Here is a 23723-nt window from a genome sequence, read left to right as displayed (position 1 = left end):
CGGGGCATCTACTTGAACAGTGAGCTCGAGCGATTAAGGCTCAGTATGCCGAGCACGATCACTGTCGGTTCCGGTCGAAAATTGAGCAGGTAGTTCCGGTCGAAAAGTGAGCACCCTTCAACGTTTGGAGAGTGATCACTGTGGAGGATTGGGCTGAGATCCGCCGGTTGTATCGGTCGGAGAAGCTCTCGCAGGCCGAGATTGCCCGGCAGTTGGGCTTGGCGCGCAACACCGTGGCCAAGGCGGTGCGCTCGGATTGCCCGCCACGTTATGAACGTCCACCGGTGAGGACCTCGGCGTGGGCCCAGGTCGAGCCCGCGGTGCGGGCGGTGCTCAAGCAGTATCCGACGATTCCGGCGTCGGTGATCGCCGAGCGAGTGGGCTGGTCGGGTGGGCATTCCTGGTTCAGCGAGAACGTGGCGCGGATCCGGCCGCAGTATGCGCCGGCCGATCCGTGCGACCGACTGGTCCATCGGCCCGGGGAGCAGGTCCAGTGTGATCTGTGGTTCCCCGGCGCCCTGGTGCCCGACCACGCCGGGGTGTTGCGGTCCTTCCCGGTGCTGGTGATGGTCGCCGCGTATTCGCGGTTCATCGCCGCACTAATGATCCCGTCACGAGTCACCGGGGATCTGCTGGCCGGGATGTGGCAACTGCTCGCCGGGCACGTCGGCGCAGTCCCGCGGACAGTGTTGTGGGACAACGAGTCCGGTATCGGTCAGCGCGGCCGCCTGGCCGACGGTGTCGCCGGGTTCTGCGGCGTGCCGGGGACCCGCCTGGTTCAGGCCCGGCCCTATGACCCGGAAACCAAAGGGCTCGTGGAGCGGGCCAACGGGTATCTGGGCACCTCGTTCCTGCCCGGTCGGACGTTTAGCTCACCGGCCGATTTCAACACTCAGCTCAGCTACTGGCTGACCGTGAAGGCCAACACGCGGCGCCACGCCACCACCACGGCGATCCCGGCTGACGCGCTCGCCGTGGACCGGGCCGCGATGGCCGTGTTGCCGCCCGTGGCCCCCACGACAGGCACCACTTTCAGCACCCGACTCGGCCGGGACTACTACGTGAGCGTGGGCGGCAATGCGTACTCGGTGCATCCGGAGGTCATCGGGCGGATGATCAGCGTGACCGCGCATCTGGATCGTGTCGTGGCGGTCTGCGGTGACCGGATGGTCGCTGACCATCAACGGCTCTGGGGCACCCACGGATTAGCCACTGATCCAGAACATTTGGCTGCCGCGGCGGTACTACGCGAGCATTATCGCAACCGGCCCACGGTCAGCAGCCATCTCGATATCGAGGTTCAGGTCGCGGATCTGGGGGCCTATGACGCGGCGTTCGGGACCGGCGAGGAGGTCGCCTGATGGCCACCAAACGTGCCCCGGCCCCGGGTGAGGCCGACAAGCTCATCGCGCATCAATCTCGGCTGTTGAAGGCGCCGAGGATCGCTGCGCACTATCACCGGCTGGCCGAACAGGGCCGCGAAGCCAACTGGTCGTTAGAGGACTACCTGGCCGCCGTGTTAGCGGTGGAGTCCAACGCCCGCGCCGAATCCGGTGCCCGCCAACGCATCCGGTATGCCGAGTTCCCGGCGATCAAGACGATCACCGACTTCGACTTCACTGCCCAACCTGGGGTCGACCGAGTCCAGATCGCCCGCCTGGAAGCCGGGGGCTGGCTGGCCGAGGCCCGCAACATCGTCCTGCTGGGCCCGCCGGGCACCGGCAAGACTCACCTGGCCACGGCCCTGGCGATCGCCGCCGCCCAAGCCGGCCACCGGGTCGCGTTCGCCCCGGCCACCGGATGGATCAGCCGGTTGGCCGAAGCCCACCGCATCGACCGCCTCGAGGCCGAGTTGCGCAAGATCTCCCGTTACGGGCTGATCGTCATCGACGAGGTCGGTTACATCCCCTTCGACACCGAAGCGGCCAACCTGTTCTTCCAGCTGATCTCCACCCGATACGAGAAATCGTCGGTCATCTTGACTTCCAATCTGCCGTTCTCTCGCTGGGGACAGGTCTTCGGGGAAGCCACCATCGCCTCGGCGATGATCGACCGGATCGTGCACCACGCCGACGTCATCGCCCTCAAAGGCGCCAGCTACCGCATCAAACACACCGCAATCGAGTCACTGCCCTCCGTCGAAGTCGACCGTCAGGCAGACTCAACCCCGTAAACCTGCTCACTTTTCGACCGGAAGAAACTGCGCAGGATTCAACCGGAACCGACAGATCACCTTCTCGTCCGCGCTAGCACACGCCCACAGGCGCGGCTACCCGCTCTCAATCCTTCTGGGAAGCAACAACCTGATCAGAAGAAACAATCGCGCGGGGTACGACAACAGATCAAGCGCACAAACTTCACAGGCTGAGCTATCACAATGTCGGACCAGCATCGGGGTGATTCCTAGTCCGTCGACAAAGGCGTCATTTCATGAGAAGAACGACGCCAGCTGCCGTTACGCGGTCATCGACATCAGTAAGAGCAACGAGGTCATGAATGCGCTGAGCCGCAGGCACCCAGCCCGCCTCCTCTGCCAAGAGCCTGTAATGCCGCGTCATCGCGTCCTTTAGTGGGTCACCGACGTCGGCGGATCCGATCCCATCACGTATGCCCTTCAGCACAAATGGCAACTTGCTCGACTCCAGCCAAGGCTCTTGAAGTAGCGCCGATAGGAAAATGACCAAGTTTGTTTGGGCTGCTCCCTTGTTGCCTGCGACATGCACCAACCAGTGAGCAGCCGACGCAATCCAGCCACTCAGCGATTCAGGATCATCGAGATTGCCTCGGGCGGAATGCATTACAAAATCGAGCAGCGGCGCGGCATCAGGCATCGGACCGCAATGCGCGATGTAGGTGGCCGCGCCGCGTGGCTTCCAACCATCCATCTGCGCTGCCCGTGTCAGCCAATCGTCTCTGAAATCAAGCCCTACAAGGAACTGTGCGACCAGCATTGATTGGTATGAAACGGCTTCCGATAAACCGAGTTCTCCCGATCGCCGAAGGGCTTCCAACAGAGCGTGTGTGCTGAAAACATGAATCCCCTTCTCCGCTGCCATTCTTCGGGTCATTCGGTCGTCGCACCACAGTGCGCAATGCGTCTCTAGGGCATGGTCAACGGCTGCTATCCACGCGAAACGCCCGGCGCCCATCGCGGCAATCTCGGGAAAGTGGCCGATTGCCACGGTGTCATTAACGGCTAATTTGTCGAACTGAGCGCGGATACGTTGCGCTCTTGCATGTATGGCGACCGCTTCTTCGGTAGAAATCACCATCGGAAACGCGGACCCGTCGGGGGCTCGGCCAATCCGCATCGTCCTATGCCCGGCCAAGCTGTCGATACCTTGAATCGCGTCGATCACCTGCGCCCTTGCGGCCTCGGGTCGCAAGAAACATCCCAGAAGCCGATCCGACAAAGCTCCCTCAAGCACGGACAACGTGTAAAGGGCGGTGAGGTCTACGACCACGCGGGATCGCAGGGTGCCCAGTGCTGCAGCAACTTCCACGTCGAATCGCTCGGAATCTCCTGAGAAGATTGGCGCGTCTGTGCGCCGCGACAGCACTTCGGTGAGACTTTTTCGATGGATTGTGGCTGCGACACCAAGGGGAAGCTTGCCCTGCTCAATTTTTTGGTCGTGCTCACGCGTGTCGGGCAATTCTCGAACTAGCTCGTCCAGCGCCGAACGCGGATCATCCTCGTCAATGCGCATCTGGATGAAGATGTCCTGAAGTTCTTCTAACAGAGGCGCGATGGTACGCCGAACCAGATCAACCGCGTCGCTGTCTCCGTCTTCTCGTAGAGGAAGGAACAGAAGAGCATTTGTGACTGCCGCTTTCACTTGCCGACTTTGCGGAAACTGATCCAAAAGCGAAGTGAGCGTGCCGATTTGGGATGGGCTCTGCTCGAAGCGAGTCCACAGGTCGATTCTTACCAGTGCCTCGATCTCTTGACGAGGCGGCGGTGCGCCACCTACTTCGGTGTAGGTTTTCCAGGCCTGCTCAATTTGCCCCATCTGATGCTGGCACACCGTTACAGCCCATACCGCTGAGACGTTATTGGGGTCCATTGCCAACACGGCCATTGCAGCTGTTGTGGCCTGCCCCCACCTACGCCGCCCCGTATGTGCCTGTATGAGAACGTTGTAGGCGCGACGCGCGTTCACCCACCTGGGACTAGCCATGTAAAGAGCCTTGTCAGCACACGCCACCGCAGAGTCAAGGTCGTCCGCTTCAAGGTGCAGCTCCGCAGCGAATAACTCGAGCTCGGGATCCGACCAGTTTTCGCCCGCAACTTCGGCTATCGATGCCGATTCCTTGGTTTCACCGCGATCGATCATCAGTCCTATGAGCGCACGAGCAATCAAGCGATTACTACGTGAACGCGTCCTCAATATTGAGAGCGCCTCCTCGTTCCCGCTGTAGGCATCCGCTACGAGGCCGATTTCCTCCGAAGTGTCCGGCTGCGTCTCGGCCAGTTTCGCTAGCTGGGGTGCACGAACCCCCTGCAATGCGATCTCAAGACTCAAACGTTCAAGGTCATGGGGTTCTACCGCGTGCTCGATCGCTTCCAGAAGCTGGGTTAACGCAGTTCCCCGGTCTTCATTGAAGACCGCAATGAGCGCCTCAACTTCGTGCTTCGTCATCGGGTCGGCGCTGTTTGCGAGACTACGCGCTAGTTCAGGCCTATTAGATTCGGCCGCAAGACTTGCCGCGGCCCGGCGGACGCCTTCGGTTTCCGCTTCGGCTAGCGTCGCATTTCCGTCGGGTGCTGCGAACGCAAGGGATCGGGCTTGTTCGTCACGACCAAGAAGGCGCGCAGCAGTAATGGCGAGCTCGACTGCTCTGCCGCTCGGGCCTCCCCACATCCGGATTGCGTCCCGCGCCTTAAGCGCAGCTTCGAGCGCCCGCTCCAGATCTGCAAAATCGAGAGCAGTTCGCCGCGGTGTACCCCTTGAGATCTGAAATTGCGCCTGAAGAGTGCCACAAGCGCCGCTCCCCAGCGTCGCGAAACCCGACTCGCAGAGCGTGATCGCTTCATTGAGATCGTCGGACGCAAGAAGCTGGGAGAGAAGCAGACACTTGAGCGATTTGTCAGCCGTCGACTGGGGGTCCCACGGGCGGAGCAACTCGGCCGCTTCCGCATTTCCTACCTCAGCAGCGGTGACTATGACACGAGCGACCGTGTCTTGCTCCGCGTAGGGTTTCAACGCGTCGGCGCAAAGCCTGACGTCGCCCTCTGTCATCAATATCTGGCGAGTCCGCCAATACGCCGGTGGTGTAGCTCCAGCTTCGATCGCACTGTCGAACGCCGCTGATGCCACCTCGCGGACACCATAATCATTTGCCACCCGCGCAAACCAGGCGATCGCACTCGACGGGCGAACCTGAAACCAGGCGGGCGGGTCCTGATGCCACGAACGCAGCGCTGAAGCCCGGTCGGACGATGCAACGAACTCGTGAACGAATAGAACGACGGCCGGCCAATCTTGCTTGAGCTCTCGCGCTTCCGCTGCACGGTGAGGTGGCATTAGCTGCAGGTTCTCTTCGAATCTGGCCTCTCCGACGAACCGTTGCGCGTCCCGCTCGTCTAATTGAGAACTGACCCGTTGTGCGGTCAGGCCTCCCTGAAGTTCGACCGCCTCGTTCGTGCTGAGTGCACGCGTATAGCAGCGGAGAAGCACCTCGACTGACTGCCGCTCGCCGTCATCACTGGCCTCATGCGGCGGCTTGTACAGTCCGACGAGATCGCGCCCAACAGCGTGATAGCGAGCTGACTCACCACTCGCGAACGCTTCGAGCGCGTCGCCCGTGCTGAGGTACTTCCTCAACTGCCAGTACGGCAAAACCCCCAGTCGCCTCTTCTTGGCCTGTCTCCGGGTGGTGTAAGCGACTATCCAAGTCGATAAGAAGCCACGCAGCCCCTTGGCAGCCATCTGCCCCGCAGGTGGCGCAACTTTGATTAATGCCGCCGCCCAATCCACGACCACGACCCCTCCAGCAATTCTCTGGTGAAATTTCGTCAGGCCTGGCAACGAAAGCCCGAGGGCTACGCTACGGCGGCCCGCCGACACCGACAGATAGTTCTCGGTTGCTTTCACTACAACGGTGACGGAATTGGGGTGAACCCCACTCGTGCGTGCCGACTGAATGCACCCCTGTGATGTCTCAGGACATCGGAATAGCTCTGAACCCTCGTTGGGGGTTCAGAGCTTTTTCCGTGGTCGGCCGCAGGGGACACCTCGGGGTTGGTAGTCCCTGGTGGGGTCGATGGTGAGTTCTCGGAGGAGGTCGCCGGTGGCGGCGTTGATGATGCGGACGTCGAGGTCCTAGATGAGCTGGAAAACGCCGGTAACCCGCCGCGGGATGCCCAGACCTAACCCGGACTAACAGCCCCGCTAGTCCGAGTTATTTCCCTAACTCGGACTAAAGCTATAGTTAGTCCGAGTTAGGAGTCATCGATGCCGGCCGTCGACAAGTGGCCCAGCCACCGCACAGAGCGTCGCCCGTGGGCGCAGACCCACCGTGGTGGCACGCGCGAGGACAGAACGCTTCGTTCAGTCACGGTGTGGCTGCCGCCCTACATCGCCACCAGCAACGCCACCGTCGACGCCGAGATCGCTGTCGAAGTAGAAGCCGCCATGGGTGAGATCTCCCGACTCGACAGCACCCATGGACCCGACCTGGCGGCGCTGAGCACTCTGCTCCTTCGAACAGAGTCAGTGGCGTCCTCGAAGATCGAGCGAGTAGAAGCAAGCGTGGATGACTACGCACGCGCATTGCACGGCGGCAGAAGCAATTCCAGTGCGGTGTCAATGGTGGCGGCAACCGCCGCCCTCAACGACATGGTTTCGAGTGTCGATCGAGATGCCCCTATCCAGCTGTCGACGATTCTGCGTGCTCACGAGGCCCTGATGCAGGGAGATCCGACCGAGGGGCGGCATGCCGGTCAACTGAGGACTGTCCAGAATTGGATTGGCGGGAGCGACTATTCGCCGCGTGACGCACTCTACGTGCCACCGCCACCAGACACCGTCGACGCCTATATGGACGACCTGATCGCATTCATGAGCCGCACTGACATCCCCGTTCTGATTCAGGCCGCCATCGCGCATGCGCAATTCGAATCGATCCACCCCTTCACCGACGGCAACGGCCGCATCGGTCGAGCGCTCATCAACACCATCTTCCGGCGCCGGGAAGCAACAACGCGCCTCGTCGTCCCATTGGCGTCGGCGCTCGTTGCCGACCGCGACCGCTACTTTGGTGCGCTCACCGCATACCGCGCCGGCGATCTCCGACCGTTGATCACCACATTTGCAACCTCCTCGAAGACCGCCGCCGCCGAATCACGCACTACTGCAGAGCGATTGGATTCGATACCAGGTGAGTGGCGGGACATGGTCGGGCCCGTGAGGCGCAGTAGCGCCACCGACAAGCTACTCCTACTACTGCCGTCGACCCCGATCTTTTCCTCCGACGACGTCGCAGCACTGATCGATGCACCTCGAAGCAGCGTCTTCGCCGCCATAAACCGGCTGCACGACGCTGACGTGATCCGACCATTGACGGACCGCAAGCGTGACCAGGTGTGGGGAGCAAGCCTCATCCTCGATGAGCTTGACGACTTGGGGCGCAGGATCGAGCGAGCCAGCAGCTGACCCAATCCCCAGTCCCGTTATCAACGCCATCACTTCCCGCTCCCTGCCTACATTGACCCGATGACAACGACGCCACCGCGGCTGGTTCGGCGGCCACTCGACTACCTGCTGATCCCGGCCTTCATCCTGGGCATTATCAACGCGGCGGCGCTCAGCCTTCCGGAGGCGATCGGGATTCCCGTCGCCACCGACAGCCCCTGGCCCGTGCTGCGCGCACTGCACACCTGGGCCGTCGAACAGGAACCCCAGCATCTGGTCATGCCGCCGACGTTGCAGGCCTCGCTGTTGTACGACGCCTTCGTCCAGTTGCCGTTCCTGATCGTGCTGACCATCGGGTTGTGGAAGCTCAAGCAATGGCCATGGCTGGGCATCCTGGCCCTGGTCTATTCGGTCAGCGCCTTGATGAACATGTACTTCTACTTCATGCAGACGTTCCTCGGGCCGGATGCTCCCCCGCACCTGGGCGTCTACCTGCCGATGAACCTGCCCTGGATGATCGTGCCGATCCTGGTGGCCTACCGGTTCTGGCCCTACGGCGCCGACCTGTCGACGACCACCGATTGAGTGTGCGCACAGGGCGGAAAAACGCGCGAAATCCCGCCGTAGACGCACACTCAACGGCCCGTGGACTCAGCGGTAGTAGACCTCGTTACCGGTCGGATATCCGCCACCAAGAGTGGTGACGTGCACGTGGTCGTAATGGCCGTAGCCGAAACCTGACGGCCCACTCGGCGTGTAGTAGACGCCCCGCCAGATGGCGTCCTGGATCCCGAATCGCTTGGCGTTCTTGAAGACGTACTCCACGATCGCGTTGCCCAGCGCGATGCCCTCGGCGCTGCCCGGGTTCGGGATCATCACGTCGACGGCCAGGCCTTCGGGATGCCAGCGCAACGCATCGGGACGCACCCCGCCCATGTTGTGGATCTGCGGGAATTCGGCGCTGATGGCACGGGACACCAAAATGGTCTTGACCTGCAGCCCCTTCTCCGGAGCCAGCCCGACCGGCAGGAAGCGCGACCGGGTGTCCACCACCCACCGCGACGCCCGCGATGCCTGCGGGGCGAACCCAACGCTCACCGCGCCACCGGGAGCGGCGATCGCCGCATCGGCTGCCACCAGCTGCAGGCAGCACGGTGCTGGGTCGACGACGGCCGGCGCCGCCGCCCGCTGGACGGACAGCGGTTGCACATCGCCGCCGACGGCCAGTGCCAGGGCGATGGGAACGCCGATGACGGCGAGGACCATTGCTGGTCTCCGCCGCTTCTTGGCAAATACGTGGCGCCCCACGCAGGACAGAATAGCGTGATCACGAACCAATAACAGCAACGTATCGAATCTTTAAATTCGCCATTCCCTATTAAGGCACCTACCCGACGCCGCCGGCGAGGACCGTTCGTTGCCGGGATCGCCGCGCCAGCGGCAGCCCGCTGCCGTACGCTGCCGCGGTGGACCCGATCTCCAGGCCATGAGACGGCCTAGGCCCGAAACGGCGCAAACGAGTCTGTGCCACAACCGATTTCGATGACAGAGGGGGAACTGTGACGACTAGCCACGCCACCACCGCGCCACCGATGTGGACCCGCCGCGACCTGATCACCATCGCCGTCACGCTGGTCGCCGGTGCCGCCGCCGCGGCACTGCATTTCGGCAACGGAAACGCGGTGGCCGGCTTCCTGCTGTCGGCGGCGGCCCTGGCCGCCTTGGCATCGCTGGTCGGCCGTTCGGTCGAAGCCCTCGGTGACCGCCTCGGTGCGAAGGCCACCGGCTTGCTGCAGACCGCGCTGGGCAACCTGCCCGAGTTGTTCGTCATCCTGTTCGCCCTCAAAGCGGGCCTGTTCGACGTGGTCAAGGCCACCCTGGTCGGCTCGATCCTGGCCAACGCCCTGCTGGTGCTGGGTGCGGCCATCGTCGTCGGCGGGCTCAAGCACGGCCGTCAGCGCTTCGCCGCCGACGACTCCCGCACGCTGGGCCTGATGTTCACCCTCGCGGTGTTCATCCTGGCCGTGCCGTCCCTGACCGCCGCGTTGCACACCCCGGCGGCCTCCCACGAGCGCACCGTGTCCATCGTCGTCTCGATCATCATGCTCGCGCTGTTCGCCCTGTCGCTGCCGGCGACCATGCTGCGATCCGAGAAGCACAACCCCATCGCCGCGAACGCGGAATCGGCCGCCGCCGCGAGCAAGGCAGCGGTGCATGGTGAATGGCCCCTAGCGCTGGCCATCGGGATGCTCGCCGCCACCGGTGCCGGGGCCGCGTTCGTCTCGGACTGGTTCGTCGAGGCGCTGCAGCCCGCGATGGACGCCGCCGGCATCAACCAGGTCTTCGCCGGTCTGGTGATCGTGGCCATCGCGGGTAACGCCGTGGAGAACGTCGTCGGCATCCAACTGGCCGCCAAGAACCAGATGGACTTCGCCATCCAGGTGATCCTGCAATCCCCGGTGCAGATCGCACTCACCGTGGCACCGATCGTGGTCCTGGCGGCGGGGTTCCTCGGTCAGCCCACCTTCGACCTGGTGCTCTCCCCGCTGCTACTGGCCTCGATGATGATGTCGGCGCTGGTTGCCGTGCTGGTGACCTTCGACGGCGAATCGCACTGGTTCGAGGGTGCGGTGCTGATCGCGCTGTACATCGCGATCGCCACCTCGTTCTGGTGGGGCTAGACCACAGCTAAGGACGCACGCCGGTTACCGGACCAGCTCGCCCATCGGGGCCGGGCGCTGGCGCACCAATTTCGGCCACCAGAACCAGCGGCCGAGCAGGGCGGCGATCGCCGGGGTCATGAAGGCCCGCACCACCAGGGTGTCGAACAGCAAACCCATGCCGATCGTCGTGCCGATCTGCGCCACCACCACCATGGAGCTGACCGACATCGCCATCATGGTGAACGCGAAGACCAGTCCGGCCGCGGTCACCACCGATCCGCTGCCGCCCATGGCGCGGATGATGCCGGTGTTGATGCCCGCGCCGATCTCTTCCTTCATGCGCGCCACGAGCAGCAGGTTGTAGTCCGCGCCGACGGCCAGCAGGATGATCACGGCCATGGCCATCACCATGAACTGCAGGTCCATCCCTAAGATGTGCTGCCACAACAGGATCGACATCCCGAACGACGCGCCCAGCGAGAGCACGACGGTGCCCACGATGACGGCCGCCGCCACGATCGCCCGGGTGATGAGCAGCATGATGATGAAGATCAACGTCAGTGCCGCCACCCCGGCGATCATCAAGTCGTAGGCGTTGCCCAGTTCGAGGTCCTTGAACGCCGAGGCGGTGCCGCCCAGGTAGACCTTCGACCCTTCCAGCGGTGTGCCCTTCATTGCCTCGAACACCGCGTTCTTGATGTCGTCGATCCGCTTGATGCCGTCGGCCGACAGCGGATCCTCTTCATGGGAGATGATGAACCGGACGGCATGGCCGTTGGGCGAGATGAAGTTCTTCATGCCGCGTTTGAATTCGGCGTTGTCGAAGATCTCCGGCGGCAGATAGAACGTGTCGTCGTTGTGGGAGTCGTTGAATGCCTGGCCCATTGCGGTGGAGTTCTGGTCCAGTGCCGCCTGCTGATCCTGCTGCCCGGCCTGGGTGGCCTGCATGGTCAGCATCATGATGCGCATCCGCTTCATGCTCTCGACGGTGGGCACCATCATCGCCGCCATCTGCGGCATCAGCGCGTCGAGCTTGTGCATGTCCGGCAGCAGCGACTGGATGTCATCGGTCATCTTGTCGATGCCGTCGAGGCTGTCGAACACCGAGCGCATCGACTGGCACATCGGAATGTCGTAGCAGTGCGGTTCCCAGTACAGGTAGTTGCGGATCGGCCGGAAGAAGTCGTCGAAATCCGAGATGTGATCCCGCAATTCGTAGATGTCACTGGCCATCTGGTCGGTCTGGGTGACCATGTTGTGCATGGTGCCGCTCATCCGCTCCATCAACGTGATCATCTGGGTGGTGGTGTTGATGGAGTCCTGCATCAGGTTTCCCTGCACGATCATGTCGGCCATCCGGTCCTGCAGGTAAGACCGGTTCATCTTCTGCATGGTGCTGCCCATGCCGAACTGGGCGGGAATCGTGCTGTACTTCAACGGCTTTCCGTCGGGCCGGGTGATCGATTGCACCCGTCCGATACCGGGGACTCGAGCCACCGCCTTGGCGATCCGCTCGATCACCAGGAAGTCCGCCGAATTCCGCAAGTCCTGATTGGTCTCCACCATCAGGATTTCCGGGTTGAGCCGGGCGACCGGGAAGTGCCGTTCGGCGGCGGCGAAGCCCTGGTTGGCGGGCAGGTCGGCCGGCAGATACTTGCGGTCGTTGTAGCTCGGTTGATACCCGGGCAGCATGATCAGACCGACCAGCGCGATCAGGACGGTCAGGAACAGCACCCATCCCGGCCACCGCACGACTCCGGCCGCGAGCCTGCGCCAGAACCTGATTCGCATGGCCCGCTTGGGCTCGAGCATGCCGAACCGGCTGGCCACCGTGATCATCGCCGGGCCCAGGGTCAATGCCACGAGAACGGCGGTGACCATTCCGACGGCCATCGGAACGCCGAGCGTCTGGAAATACGGCAGCCGGGTGAACACCAGGCAGAAGGTGGCCCCGGCGATCGTCATTCCGGAGGCCAGCACCACGTGCGCGGTGCCGTGGAACATCGTGTAGTACGCCGATTCCTTGTCCTCACCGGCGGTGCGGGCCTCTTGGTAGCGCCCGATGAGGAAGATCGCATAGTCGGTGGACGCAGCTATCGCCAACGTCACCAGAAGTTGAGTCGCGAACGGCGACAAGCCGATCAGCTCGTGATAGCCGAGGAAGGCCACCACACCACGGGTCACCGACAACCCGAGGATCAGCATCATCAGGACCAGCACCACGGTCAGGATGGACCGGTAGAAGAACAGCAGCATGAAGATGATGACGCCGATGGTCGCGAATTCGATGACCCTCAGGCTCTTCTCGCCGACGTGCTGCTGATCCGCCTGCAGCGCCGGCCCACCGGTGACGAAGACCTTGACGCCCGGGGGCGGCGTGAGGCTGTCGACGATCTTCTGCACCGCTTCGACCGACTGGTTGCTCAGCGGCTCGCCCATGTTGCCGGCGAGGTTCACCTGGACGTAGACGGCCTTACCGTCGCCGCTCTGGGCGCCGACCCTGGTCAGCGGATCGCCCCAGAAATCCTGGATGTGCTGGACGTGGGTGGTGTCGGCCCGCAGCTTGGAAACCATCTCGTCGTAGAACGCGTGGGCGTCGTCGCCCAGTGGCTGGTTGCCCTCCAGGACGATCATCACCGAGCTATCCGAGTCCGACTCCTCGAAGACCTTTCCCACTCGCGTCATCGCCTGGATCGACGGCGCTTCCTTCGGCGACATCGAGATGGCGCGCATCTTGGCGACATCGTCGAGCTGCGGCACGGTGACGTTGATGACCGCGATCAGGGCGATCCAGCCGAGGATGATCGGCACGGCCAGCCGCCGGATCCACTTGGCCACGCCGCTGCGACGCGCCTCGTCAGCGCGCAGCTCGGGGTCGATCGTGGGAGCAGTCATGATGAATTAGTCATACTAGCTATAACGTAGCCTTCGCAGGGCGCCAGCCCGAGACCGTCATATTCAGCGGCCCCACCAAAGATTGCTGAAAACGCAAATTTCCACGCAAATGCGTGCACACGCTCATGCGAGGAACACGGCCGGGAATAACCACGATCAACACCTCGCGTAAAACCGAGATCGACGGCGCCGCAACAGATTCGGGTCACGCCGAGCAAAATTGACGTACCGGTGGCGAGGGCTGCGCAAGCGTTCTACAGTTCGCCCAAGGGGCGTTTGCACAGTGGGGGGTGCCGTGGAATTTCAGCACAGTCCAGGGCTCATTGCAGTGGCGATTCTCGCCGCCCCGATCCTCGTCGCGATGGTCGGCGCCATCTCCGGCTACGTGGCCCAGGAGCTGCGCGACCGCGCTGACGGCGTGGTGGCCACCTGGGCCGGCTTGCGCATCACCGAGCACCAGTTGGTGCTGGGCTATCACGCCAACGCCCGGCGTATCCCGCTTCGGGGGCTGCACGTCGACGTCGAGGAAACCGGCTCACCGCTGCGCCGGCAGCACAATCACCGGGTCCACCTGACCATCGACGGCGACGGCTCGCCGATCGACCGCTGGCAGCCGTACTCGCGGGCCAACAGGCGCTCCGCGCAGCACTTCGCGGCCACGCTCACCACCATGAGCCAGGGCGCGCACCGGCACGAACTGAGGCGCTACCAGACCCGCACGTAGTCGACGAGCATGTCCGCCGGGTAGGTGCCTGGGCGAGGATCGCCGCCGCCGGACCCGCTGACCGCAAGGTTGAGCACCGGGAACACCCGGTAGTCCGGGAAATTGAACGGCCAGTCGTCCAGCGAGTTGGCGGGGACGGTGAAGTACGGCTCCTTGCCGTCGACATAGTCCTGCCAGAAGTACATCCCGGAGTCGTTCCAGGTGACCCGCCAGGTGTGCCAGTTGGAATCGACGCCCACCGGGGTGGTCGCGAACGACGTGCCGTCCAGGCGGGCATGCACCGTCGTGCCCGACGGCCACGAACCGTTGCCGTACCACTCGACCAGGTCGATCTCGCCGCCCACCTCGGGGTGGTCGTTCATCAGCCACCACGCCGGCCAGGCGCCCGCGGTCAGGCAGTTGAACTTGATCCGCGCCTCCCAGGTGGTGCCGATCCCGCCCCACCACGTTCCGGTGACCTTTCCGCTGACGTACTTGCCGTCGTTGCGGGTTGCGCGGATCACGAGGTTGGAGTTGCCGTCGAGGAAGACGTGCTGACGATCGTCGCGGTACTGGCCCATGTTCTCCGGCCGATCCCAGAACACCGGGTTCTTGATGGTCTCGCGCGCCTTGGCGATGTTCCACTTCGACGGGTCGGGCGCCGATCCTGCCGGGCCGTCGAACTCGTCGTGGAACAGGTACGCCGGACCGGCGGCATTCGGGGCGGGTGCGTCAGGTCGGGCGGGACTGGCACCGGCCGCCGGCATGGGCAGCGCGGCGGCAATCGCACCGAAACCGGCCATGACCATCAGACTGCGGCGATCAATATCAGGCACCCTCAAACCTTAAGGGCGTCATGACGCCCACCGCGCATCTGGGGCCGATTCGACGCCGGCGCTAATTATGAACAGCGCCCAATCATCTGACGAAATGCTTGGGAACAGGGCAAACGTCCGGGCTTGGTGGGTGTGCCTGCGAAGTGTGGGCCCACGACTGTGTCGAGCGGATACGTGCGAGGCACGGGAGAACCGCCGCGTAACGTGATCGACTGATGAAGTCGACGATTCTGTCCCGGCGTGACCTGGACTTTCTGCTGTTCGAGTGGCTCGCCGCCGACGAACTGACCACCCGCCCGCACTTCGCCGAGCACTCCCGGGAGACCTTCTCCGACGTGCTGGACCTGTGCGAAGACCTCGCCACCCGCTACTTCGCGCCGCACAACAAGAAGAGCGACCAGAACGAGCCGACGTTCGATGGCACGACGGTCACCGTCATCCCCGAGGTCAAGGAGGCGATCGATGCGTTCGCAGCTGCCGACCTCATCGGCATGAGCATGGACGAGCAGTTCGGCGGCGCCCAACTCCCGGCGACCATCGCCCAGGCCGGGTTCGCCTGGTTCATGGCGGCCAACGTCAGCACGGCGGGCTATCTGATGCTGACCATCGCCAATGCCAACCTGCTGGTGAAGTTCGGCAGCCCCGAGCAGGTGGACCGCTTCGTCCGCCCGATGCTCGCCGGCCGCTTCACCGGGACGATGGCGCTCTCGGAGCCGCAGGCCGGGTCCTCGCTGGCCGATATCGTCACCCGCGCCGAGCCTCGGGACGACGGCACCTACCGGGTGTACGGCTCGAAGATGTGGATCTCGGCCGCCGAACATGAGATGTCGGAGAACATCGTTCATCTGGTGCTGGCCAAGATTCCGGGCGGACCGCCCGGCACCAAGGGCATCTCGCTGTTCATTGTGCCGAAGTATCAAGTGGCACAAGATGGTTCAGTCGGTCCACGCAATGACGTCGCGATCTCGGGCCTCAACCACAAGATGGGGCAGCGCGGGATCACCAACACCGTGCTCAACTTCAACGGCGCCGTCGGCTACCTGGTGGGCGAACCGCACCGCGGCATCGTCTACATGTTCCACATGATGAACGAGGCGCGCCTGGGTGTCGGCATGGGCGCGGTGGCGTTGGGGTACACCGGTTACCTGAAGTCGCTGCAGTACGCGCTGGAGCGGCCACAGGGCCGTCCGATCACCAGCAAGGACCCCGGCACCCCGCAGGTACCGATCGTCGAGCACGCCGACATCCGGCGAATGTTGTTGGCGCAGAAGTCTTATGCCGAAGGGTCGCTGGCGCTGGCACTGTATTGCGCCCGGCTGGTCGACTGGCAGCACAGCGCCGAGTCCGACCCGGAACGCGACGAGGCCACCCTGCTGCTCGACATCCTGACCCCGATCGCCAAGAGCTGGCCGTCGCAGTGGTGTGTGGAGGCCAACAGCCTGGCGATCCAGGTGCTCGGCGGCTACGGCTACACCCGGGAGTACGACGTCGAACAGCACTACCGGGACAACCGGCTCAACCCCATCCATGAAGGCACCCACGGCATCCAGAGCCTGGATTTGTTGGGCCGCAAGGTCACTGCGCGTGATGGTGCCAGCCTGACGGCACTCGGCGAAGCCATCGGCCAGTCGGTCGAGGCGGCCAGGCGCGCCGGCGGGGAGGCCGCCGACCTCGCTGAAGATCTGGAGACTTCCTGGCAGCAGCTGGTCGAGGTGACGATGGCGATGTTCGCCTCTGGCGACATCGAGGCGGCGATGGCCAACAGTGCGGTGTACCTGGAAGCGTTCGGGCACATCGTGATCGCGTGGATGTGGCTCGAACAGTTCGTGGCCACTGGGGGCAACTCCGGTGCGTTCTACGACGGCAAGCGCCAGGCCGCCCGCTACTTCTTCCACTACGAGCTACCGCGCACCGGCCCGCAGATCCAGCTACTGCGTTCACTTGACCGCACAACATTGGACATGCGCCCGGAGTGGTTCTGACCTGTCCAACGGCTTACGATTCCCTGTGAATCGTCGAAGGGGTCGGAGACAATGGGCAACAACAAGTACGTCGGTTATGTCGGTGGGGTCGCCGTCGCGGTAGGCGTCGGAGCAGCGATCGCCGCTGCCGGCCAGGGCACCGCCGCCGCCGACAGCGGCAGGGCGGACTCGACCGGCTCCGCTCACAGCTCGCAGACCGACGCCGGGCCCAAGAAGTCCGACACCGTATCCACCGCCCATAGCCGCCCGCGTTCGACGCTGGGCAGCACCTCCGATGCCTCCCCCGCTGACGTGAGCAAGGTCCCGGCCGCCGCAAGCGTCAGCACCGTCAAGACCAGCGCTTCCGCGGTGGTGCAGGTCGACCGGCTGGCAAACCTCTCCACCGGCCGCAGCGCGCGCAGCGCGGCCGCCGTCGACTCCGGCAGCACCGGCACGTCGCCATCCAGCGTCTCCTCCCCCAGTGCATCGGACACCGTGTCGGTGCCGTGGAGTCCCAACCCGCTGCGCCCGATGCCACCGGAGCCGGCACCCAACGACATGCCCGGTCCGATCTGGAGCCTCGAAGAGGCTGTCGTCAATGCCTTCCCCGACTTCTTCAAGCCGTTGCCCCGGGAGATCTTCGAAGCCGGCTACCGGGTGTCGCAGATGATCCCGTGGGTCAACGTCGTGGTGCCGCTGTCCAACGTCGGGGCCAACCTGCAGGCCGCCCTCGCCGGCGACAAGGCCGCCAGCCAGCGCATCGTCAACAACCTGATCGTGACGCTGGCGCCGGTGGCGTTCCTGTACTACGGCTACAACGAGATCGCCGACCTGGTGAACCTGGAGCAGCAGGCATTGGATCTGCAGACCTGGGCGATCACCACCGCGTGGGACGTCCTCGACCCGTTCCAGCTGCTGCACAACCGGGGCGAGTCGGGCCTGCCGCTGTCCACCTCCACTCCGCCGCCGTACCCGGATTCCGAAGCGTCCGCGCTGGTCTAGCCACAAAACGGGCGGCCCCGACGGGCCGTCATAGCAGCAACTGTGACGCTTCAGGATGCAGCTCAGCAGTTCTCCCACCAAGATCTAAGGAATCCGGCAGAGTGTCCTAAGCCTTGACGGGTTCGTCGATCACGGGGACAGAGTGGGGAGCGGTATGAGCAAGCTGCGGAACGCCATCACCATTGTCAGCATCACCGCGGTGGCGGCCTTCGGTGTCGCTGCCTGTGGCGGTGACAAAGGTGGCGGTGGCGGCGCCAAGGGTGGCGAGATCAACGTGACGCTGACGTCGTTCCCCGACTACGTCGACCCGCAGCTGTCCTACACCCTGGAAGGGTGGGAGGTGCTGTGGAACACCTACACCCCGCTGTTGACCTACAAGCATCAGAAGGGTGATCCCGGCACCGATGTGGTGCCCGGCCTGGCCAAGGCGATGCCCGAGATCTCCGCCGACGGCAAGACCTACAAGCTGACGCTGCGGCCCAACATGAAGTACTCCGACGGCACCCCGATCAAGGCCTCGGACTTCACCTATGCCATCAAGCGGCTGTTCAAGGCCAACTCCGGCGGCTCGGTGTTCTACGAAGGCATCGTTGGCGCAAAGGATTTCGCCGACGGCAAGTCCGACACCATCTCCGGTATCAAGACCGACGACACTTCCGGTGACATCACGATCGAGCTGGAGAAGCCCAACGGCACGTTCAACAACCTGCTCGGCCTGATGTTCGCCGCGCCGATCCCGCAGAACACCCCGCTGGACAAGGAAGTCACCAACAACCCGCCGCCGTCGAGCGGGCCGTTCGTCATCACCAAGGTCGACGCCCCGAATACCCTGACGCTGGAGCGCAATCCACAGTTCAAGACCGTCAAGGACGCCGGTGCTACCGAGGTCACCGACGCGCAGGTCGACAAGATCATCGTCACGCAGAACAAGAACAACTCCGCGCAGGTCACCGGCGTGCAGCAGAACAAGATCGACTACATGACCGACCCGCCGGACGCCGACCGGCTGCCGGAGATCAAAGCCAAGTACTCCAGCCGGTTCCGCCTCGAAGATTCGATCAACACCTACTACTTCTGGATGAACAATCAGAAGGCGCCGTTCAACGACGTCAAGGTGCGCCAGGCCATCAACTATGCGATCGATCCCGAGGCGCTCAACCGGGTGTTCGGTGGCCGCCTGCACGCCACCCAGCAGATCCTGCCGCCCGGCATGCCCGGCTACGACGAGTACAAGCTGTACCCGGGCCCGGATATGAACAAGGCCAAAGCCCTTCTTGCCGAGGCGAATCCGGTTGACAAGGACATCACGGTGTGGACCGACGACGAGCCGGACCGCAAGCGGATCGGCGAGTATTACCACGACCTGCTCACCCAGCTCGGGTTCAACGCCACCTTGAAGGTCATCTCCGGTGACAACTACTTCCAGACCATCGGCAACGAGTCGACACCGGATCTGGACACCGGGTTCTCGGACTGGTTCCAGGACTTCCCGCACCCGGACGACTTCTTCCGTCCGCTGCTCAACGGCGCGAACATCCTGCCGACCAACAGCAACAACTTCTCCCGGGTCAACATCCCCGAACTCGACGCCAAGCAGAACGACCTGCTGACCAAGCAGCTCACCGACGATGTTCGCAAGCAATACGCCGAGTTGGACAAGGCCTACATGGAGCAGGCGGTGTGGGCGCCGTACGGCAACGAGCAGTACACGACGTTCTTGTCGGAGCGGATGGACTTCGACAAGTCCTATCGACATCTGCTGTTCAATCAGGACTACACCTCGTTCGCGTTGAAGTAGCCGACACCATGGTCACAGAAGTCCAGGGGCGTAGTCCCTGGCATCTGGCCTGGGGGCGGCTGCGGCGCAACAAGGTCGCGCTGGCGTTCGGAGTGCTGTTCCTGCTACTGGTGCTGTTCTCGCTGGCCGCCCCGCTGTGGGCCGACCACGTGGCACACACCGGCCCCAACCAGAACCACATCACCGACAAGATCCTGGTCGACGGCCAGGAGACCTACGTCGTCTCGCCTGACGGCACACCGCTGGGTCCGGGGCTGCGCGGCCGCTACCTGCTCGGGGCCGACCAGAACGGCCGTGACGTCATGGTGCGGTTGATGTACGGCGGACGCACCTCGATCTACATCGGGGTGATGGCCGCGGTGATCACCACCGTGTTCGCGGTGGTGATCGGCATGCTCTCGGGGTACTACCGGGGGTGGATCGACTCACTGCTCTCGCGGGCCCTCGACGTGGTGTGGGCGTTTCCGGTACTGCTGCTGGGCATAGCGCTGGGCACCACCCTGGCACTCGGCGGCTTCAAGATCGGCAGCCTGATCGTCGCGGGCGACTCACTGTGGATCCCGATCCTGATCATCGGTCTGGTGTACGTGCCCTACATGGCCCGGCCGGTACGCGGCGAGATCCTGGCACTACGCGAGAAGGAGTTCGTGGAAGCCGCTGTGGCCCAAGGCAAAGGACCGGTACAGATCATGGTCTCCGAACTGCTGCCGAACATCGTCTCGACCATCATCGTCTTCTTCACCCTCAACATCGCCAACAACATGCTGCTGGAGTCGGCGCTGTCATTCCTAGGCGCCGGGGTCCGGCCGCCCAACGCATCCTGGGGCACGATGATCGCCGACGGCTACCAGAACATCTACACCGCACCCCACCTGACCATCGTTCCCGGTCTGATGATCGTGCTGACGGTCCTGTCGCTCAACGTGTTCGGTGACGGCCTGCGGGACGCGCTCGATCCGCGGGCCAAGATCCGGCTGGAGCACTAGCCATGCTCCGATTCGTCGCCAGAAGGCTCATCGGCATGATCGCGGTGCTGTTCGCGATCTCGGTGATCGTGTTCCTGATCTTCAACGTCATCCCTAACTCCGACCCGGCGGCGCGTATCGCCGGCAAGAACGCCAACCCGGCATTGATCGCCCGGGTGACCGCCGACCTCGGACTCGACAAGCCGCTGCCGGTTCAGTACCTGACGATGATGAAGCAGATCTTCACCGGCGAGCTGACCTCCTACGGCAGTAGTCAGAATGTCGCCCAACAGATTTGGGACGGCCTGCCCGCCACGCTCTCGCTGACCATCGGGGCCGCGGTGCTGTGGATGGCGCTGGCCATCTGGTTCGGCTACCTCAGCGCGGTGCATGCCGGCCGGTTCACCGACCGAGCGCTGACCATCCTGGCGCTGGTCGGCATCTCGATGCCGGTGTTCTGGCTCGCGGCAATCCTGTTGTACTTCTTCAGCTTCAAGACCGAGATCTTTCCGACCGGCTCCTACGTGCCGTTGACCGAGGATCCGCTGCAATGGGCGTATCACCTGATCCTGCCGTGGATCACGCTGGCAGTGCTCTACGTCGGCTTCTACAGCCGCGTGCTGCGGTCGAACATGCTCGACGCCATGAACGAGGACTACGTGCGCACGGCCCGGGCCAAGGGCATCAGCGAACGGCAGGTGCGGATCCGGCACGTGTTGCGCAACTCGATGATCCCGATCGTCACACTGTTCGGATTGGACTTCGGCGCCGTGGTGGGCGGCGGGGCGATCCTGACCGAAACGGTGTTCAACATCAACGGCGTCGGTCTGTACGCAGGCCAGGCGATCGGGAAGCTGGACCTGCCGCCGCTGATGGCGGTGACGATGTTCGGGGCGTTCTTCATCGTGCTGTTCAACACGATCGTCGACATCCTGTATGCGGTGCTGGATCCCCGGATCCGGCTCGGTGAGGCGGCGCCGGTATGAGTCCGATCCTCACCGTGCGCGACCTGCAGGTCAGTTTCCGCACCGATGACGGCGTGGTGCGCGCAGTCGACGGGGTGTCCTTCGAGGTGTCCCCGGGCGAGGTCGTCGCGATCGTCGGCGAATCCGGCAGCGGCAAGAGCGTCACCGCACAGACGCTGATGGGCCTGACGCGCGCGCCCAACTCCAAGATCACCGGCACGGTCGAGTTCGAAGGCCGTGACCTGATCGCCCTGTCTGACGACGAATTCCGCAGTGTGCGTGGCGAACACATCGCGATGGTGTTCCAGGACCCGATGACGTCGCTCAATCCGGTCTATCGGGTGGGCGACCAGATCGCGGAGATGATCCGGGCCCATCGCGAGGTGTCCAAGGCCGAGGCGTTGTCGCAGGCGGTGGAACTGCTCCGGTCGGTGGGCATCCCCAACCCCGAACGCCGGGTGCGCGACTACCCGCACGAGTTCTCCGGGGGCATGCGCCAGCGGGTGATGATCGCGATGGCACTGGCGCTGAACCCTGAGCTGCTGATCGCCGACGAACCGACCACCGCCCTCGACGTCACCATCCAGGCCCAGATCCTGCGGCTGCTGGAGAAACTCAACGCCGATCGCAATCTGTCGGTCCTGCTCATCACCCACGACCTCGGCGTCGTCGCCGAACTCGCCGACCGCGTCGTGGTGATGTACGGCGGACAGATCGTCGAGGACGGGCCGCTCGACGAGATCTTCTACAACCCTCAGCACCCCTACACCTGGGGTCTGCTCGGCTCCATCGCACGGCTCGACGAGCCGCGACCGCAACGGCTGCCGCAGATCCCCGGCCAGCCGCCGTCCCTGCTGAACCCGCCGACCGGCTGCCGCTTCGCTGCGCGCTGCACGTACGCCTTCGAGAAGTGCACGCAGCCACCGGCGCTGGAAGCTCGCGGCGGCGACCCCGGTCATCTGGATCGCTGCTGGCTGACCGCCGAGCAGAAGGTGGCCATCCGATGAAGGGCGATCCGCTGCTGGAGGTCACCGACCTCGTCGTGCATTTCCCGATCAAGTCGGGCATCGTGGTGGACCGCGAGGTGGCCCGGGTGCATGCGGTCGACGGCGTGAGTTTCACGCTGCACGAAGGTGAAACCTTGGGCTTGGTCGGTGAATCCGGCTGCGGCAAGTCGACGCTGTGCCGCGCGATCCTGCAGTTGGTGGCGCCGACGTCGGGCTCGGTCCGCTTCGACGGCCATGAGCTGGTGGGCCTGTCGCGGCGCGCGCTGCGGCCATTGCGTCGCGAGATGCAGATGATCTTCCAGGATCCGTTCGCCTCACTGAATCCGCGCAAGCGGGTGGGGCAGATCGTCGGCGATCCGTTGGAGCTACACGGTCTGGCCAGCGGCGCCGAGCTCAAGCGGCGCGTACAGGACTTGCTCGACAGGGTGGGACTGCAGGCCGAGCACTACAACCGCTACCCGCACGAGTTCTCCGGTGGACAGCGCCAGCGCATCGGCATCGCCCGGGCATTGGCGTTGCAGCCCAAGCTGATCATTGCCGACGAACCGGTGTCGGCGCTCGACGTCTCGGTGCAGGCCCAGATCATCAACCTGCTCGAGGAGCTACAGGACGAGTTCGGGCTGTCGTACCTCTTCGTCGCCCACGACCTCGGCGTGGTGCGGCATGTCTCGGATCGGGTGGCGGTGATGTACCTCGGCAAGATCGTCGAGAACTCCGACTCCGACGGTCTCTACGACAGCCCCCTGCACCCGTACACCAACGCACTGTTGTCGGCGGTGCCGATTCCCGACCCGCGCAAGAACCTCGACCGGGAACGCATCACGCTCGAAGGTGACGTGCCCAGCCCCATCGACCCGCCGCCGGGCTGCCGGTTCCATACCCGCTGCGTGTCAGCCACCGAGATCTGCCGTACCGAGGAGCCCGTGCTGACGGCCCATGGCGACAGCCATGTGGTGGCCTGCCACCACCCGCGCACCTCGTGATTTCGGCGCGGTTGTCGTCGCTGGGCGACGATTAGCGCGCCGAAGTCGTGGGTATTGATAGCCCATGGACGGTGCCGGGGAGATCCTGCGGACGGTGGGACTGTTGCTGAACCTCACCGCGATCATCGGATTCGCGGTATTCATGAGCTCGTTGGCTCATGCCGGTTCGGGTCCATCGGGCGCCGCGGCGGGAATCACCATCGGAGCGTTCATCGCCAGCCTGCTGTGCTTCGCCGCGGACGACCCTGGTGATGAGAATGTTCTCAGTGAACCGGCAACACCCACAGGTGCCATCAGCCGTAGTGTGTAAT

At 63.9% G+C, this 23723-nt stretch carries 18 protein-coding genes; 14 read left to right on the top strand and 4 right to left on the bottom strand.

What is annotated here, in order from left to right; all coding sequences use genetic code 11:
- Nucleotides 1-140 precede the first annotated feature (140 nt).
- The gene (istA, locus tag G6N35_RS22205) at nt 141-1361 is read left to right on the top strand and encodes an IS21 family transposase (protein ID WP_163807863.1); all 1221 of its coding nucleotides are present in this window, start codon (nt 141-143) and stop codon (nt 1359-1361) included.
- Nucleotides 1361-2173: an IS21-like element ISMyma9 family helper ATPase IstB gene (istB, locus tag G6N35_RS22200; RefSeq protein ID WP_163806193.1), complete on the top strand. Its 813-nt coding sequence runs from the start codon at nt 1361-1363 to the stop codon at nt 2171-2173. Before istA ends, istB begins: the two co-directional genes overlap by 1 nt.
- Before the next feature lie 250 nt (nt 2174-2423).
- Here the strand turns inward: istB and G6N35_RS22195 are convergent, their stop codons facing one another.
- Nucleotides 2424-6095 (bottom strand): tetratricopeptide repeat protein, encoded by a 3672-nt coding sequence (locus tag G6N35_RS22195; RefSeq protein WP_163806192.1) that lies wholly within the window; start codon nt 6093-6095, stop codon nt 2424-2426.
- A gap of 360 nt (nt 6096-6455) precedes the next feature.
- On the opposite strand from G6N35_RS22195, the gene G6N35_RS22190 reads away from it, so the two are divergent.
- Nucleotides 6456-7655 (top strand): Fic family protein, encoded by a 1200-nt coding sequence (locus G6N35_RS22190; RefSeq protein WP_163806191.1) that lies wholly within the window; start codon nt 6456-6458, stop codon nt 7653-7655.
- Nucleotides 7656-7715: 60 nt separating this feature from the next.
- Complete coding sequence (locus G6N35_RS22185) at nt 7716-8219, top strand: EXPERA domain-containing protein (RefSeq protein WP_163806190.1); 504 nt, start codon at nt 7716-7718, stop codon at nt 8217-8219.
- Nucleotides 8220-8285: 66 nt separating this feature from the next.
- Here the strand turns inward: G6N35_RS22185 and G6N35_RS22180 are convergent, their stop codons facing one another.
- On the bottom strand, nt 8286-8942 hold the full coding sequence (locus G6N35_RS22180; RefSeq protein WP_179967409.1) for a VldE C-terminal domain-containing protein: 657 nt from the start codon (nt 8940-8942) through the stop codon (nt 8286-8288).
- Nucleotides 8943-9193: 251 nt separating this feature from the next.
- Here G6N35_RS22180 and cax point away from each other — a divergent pair, with 251 nt between their 5' ends.
- Nucleotides 9194-10315, top strand: a complete 1122-nt coding sequence (gene cax / locus G6N35_RS22175; RefSeq protein ID WP_163806189.1) for a calcium/proton exchanger — start codon at nt 9194-9196, stop codon at nt 10313-10315.
- Nucleotides 10316-10339: 24 nt separating this feature from the next.
- Here the strand turns inward: cax and G6N35_RS22170 are convergent, their stop codons facing one another.
- Nucleotides 10340-13192, bottom strand: a complete 2853-nt coding sequence (locus tag G6N35_RS22170; protein WP_163806188.1) for an MMPL/RND family transporter — start codon at nt 13190-13192, stop codon at nt 10340-10342.
- Between the two features lie 328 nt (nt 13193-13520).
- Between G6N35_RS22170 and G6N35_RS22165 the strand changes: the two genes are divergently transcribed.
- Nucleotides 13521-13916 carry a hypothetical protein gene (locus G6N35_RS22165; RefSeq protein ID WP_163806187.1) on the top strand — a complete coding sequence of 132 codons (396 nt, stop codon included), beginning with the start codon at nt 13521-13523 and terminating at the stop codon, nt 13914-13916.
- Here the strand turns inward: G6N35_RS22165 and G6N35_RS22160 are convergent.
- Nucleotides 13898-14722: a glycoside hydrolase family 16 protein gene (locus tag G6N35_RS22160; RefSeq protein ID WP_246224688.1), complete on the bottom strand. Its 825-nt coding sequence runs from the start codon at nt 14720-14722 to the stop codon at nt 13898-13900. The two genes, G6N35_RS22165 and G6N35_RS22160, sit on opposite strands and share 19 nt — an antisense overlap.
- Before the next feature lie 224 nt (nt 14723-14946).
- Here G6N35_RS22160 and G6N35_RS22155 point away from each other — a divergent pair, with 224 nt between their 5' ends.
- The 8 genes from G6N35_RS22155 to G6N35_RS22120 all read left to right on the top strand — a co-directional run bounded on the left by G6N35_RS22155 (nt 14947) and on the right by G6N35_RS22120 (nt 23722).
- Nucleotides 14947-16713, top strand: a complete 1767-nt coding sequence (locus G6N35_RS22155) for an acyl-CoA dehydrogenase (RefSeq protein WP_163806186.1) — start codon at nt 14947-14949, stop codon at nt 16711-16713.
- A 51-nt stretch (nt 16714-16764) separates the two neighbouring features.
- Nucleotides 16765-17694 carry a hypothetical protein gene (locus G6N35_RS22150; protein WP_163806185.1) on the top strand — a complete coding sequence of 310 codons (930 nt, stop codon included), beginning with the start codon at nt 16765-16767 and terminating at the stop codon, nt 17692-17694.
- A 154-nt stretch (nt 17695-17848) separates the two neighbouring features.
- Nucleotides 17849-19492, top strand: coding sequence for an ABC transporter substrate-binding protein (locus tag G6N35_RS22145; RefSeq protein ID WP_163806184.1), 1644 nt, complete (start codon nt 17849-17851; stop codon nt 19490-19492).
- 8 nt (nt 19493-19500) lie between these two features.
- On the top strand, nt 19501-20478 hold the full coding sequence (locus G6N35_RS22140; protein ID WP_163806183.1) for an ABC transporter permease: 978 nt from the start codon (nt 19501-19503) through the stop codon (nt 20476-20478).
- Between the two features lie 2 nt (nt 20479-20480).
- Nucleotides 20481-21443 carry an ABC transporter permease gene (locus tag G6N35_RS22135; protein ID WP_163806182.1) on the top strand — a complete coding sequence of 321 codons (963 nt, stop codon included), beginning with the start codon at nt 20481-20483 and terminating at the stop codon, nt 21441-21443.
- Nucleotides 21440-22429: an ABC transporter ATP-binding protein gene (locus G6N35_RS22130; RefSeq protein ID WP_163806181.1), complete on the top strand. Its 990-nt coding sequence runs from the start codon at nt 21440-21442 to the stop codon at nt 22427-22429. The genes G6N35_RS22135 and G6N35_RS22130 overlap by 4 nt, the downstream gene beginning before the upstream one ends.
- On the top strand, nt 22426-23412 hold the full coding sequence (locus G6N35_RS22125; protein ID WP_163806180.1) for an ABC transporter ATP-binding protein: 987 nt from the start codon (nt 22426-22428) through the stop codon (nt 23410-23412). Before G6N35_RS22130 ends, G6N35_RS22125 begins: the two co-directional genes overlap by 4 nt.
- A 64-nt stretch (nt 23413-23476) precedes the next feature.
- Nucleotides 23477-23722, top strand: coding sequence for a hypothetical protein (locus G6N35_RS22120; RefSeq protein WP_163806179.1), 246 nt, complete (start codon nt 23477-23479; stop codon nt 23720-23722).
- Nucleotide 23723: the final 1 nt, after the last annotated feature.

It is taken from the genome of Mycolicibacterium anyangense, from assembly GCF_010731855.1.
In the GTDB taxonomy this organism is placed as follows: domain Bacteria; phylum Actinomycetota; class Actinomycetes; order Mycobacteriales; family Mycobacteriaceae; genus Mycobacterium; species Mycobacterium anyangense.
This window is presented reverse-complemented; position numbering and strand designations above follow the sequence as displayed.

Excerpts from the sequence above, each read along its gene's own strand:
- G6N35_RS22140 (WP_163806183.1), top strand. The coding sequence starts at position 19,501 with ATGGTCACAGAAGTCCAGGGGCGTAGTCCCTGGCATCTGGCCTGGGGG.
- G6N35_RS22130 (WP_163806181.1), top strand. The coding sequence starts at position 21,440 with ATGAGTCCGATCCTCACCGTGCGCGACCTGCAGGTCAGTTTCCGCACC.
- G6N35_RS22150 (WP_163806185.1), top strand. The coding sequence starts at position 16,765 with ATGGGCAACAACAAGTACGTCGGTTATGTCGGTGGGGTCGCCGTCGCG.
- G6N35_RS22155 (WP_163806186.1), top strand. The coding sequence starts at position 14,947 with ATGAAGTCGACGATTCTGTCCCGGCGTGACCTGGACTTTCTGCTGTTC.
- G6N35_RS22170 (WP_163806188.1), bottom strand. The coding sequence starts at position 13,192 with ATGACTGCTCCCACGATCGACCCCGAGCTGCGCGCTGACGAGGCGCGT.
- G6N35_RS22190 (WP_163806191.1), top strand. The coding sequence starts at position 6,456 with ATGCCGGCCGTCGACAAGTGGCCCAGCCACCGCACAGAGCGTCGCCCG.
- G6N35_RS22145 (WP_163806184.1), top strand. The coding sequence starts at position 17,849 with ATGAGCAAGCTGCGGAACGCCATCACCATTGTCAGCATCACCGCGGTG.
- istB (WP_163806193.1), top strand. The coding sequence starts at position 1,361 with ATGGCCACCAAACGTGCCCCGGCCCCGGGTGAGGCCGACAAGCTCATC.
- G6N35_RS22185 (WP_163806190.1), top strand. The coding sequence starts at position 7,716 with ATGACAACGACGCCACCGCGGCTGGTTCGGCGGCCACTCGACTACCTG.
- G6N35_RS22125 (WP_163806180.1), top strand. The coding sequence starts at position 22,426 with ATGAAGGGCGATCCGCTGCTGGAGGTCACCGACCTCGTCGTGCATTTC.
- G6N35_RS22120 (WP_163806179.1), top strand. The coding sequence starts at position 23,477 with ATGGACGGTGCCGGGGAGATCCTGCGGACGGTGGGACTGTTGCTGAAC.
- G6N35_RS22135 (WP_163806182.1), top strand. The coding sequence starts at position 20,481 with ATGCTCCGATTCGTCGCCAGAAGGCTCATCGGCATGATCGCGGTGCTG.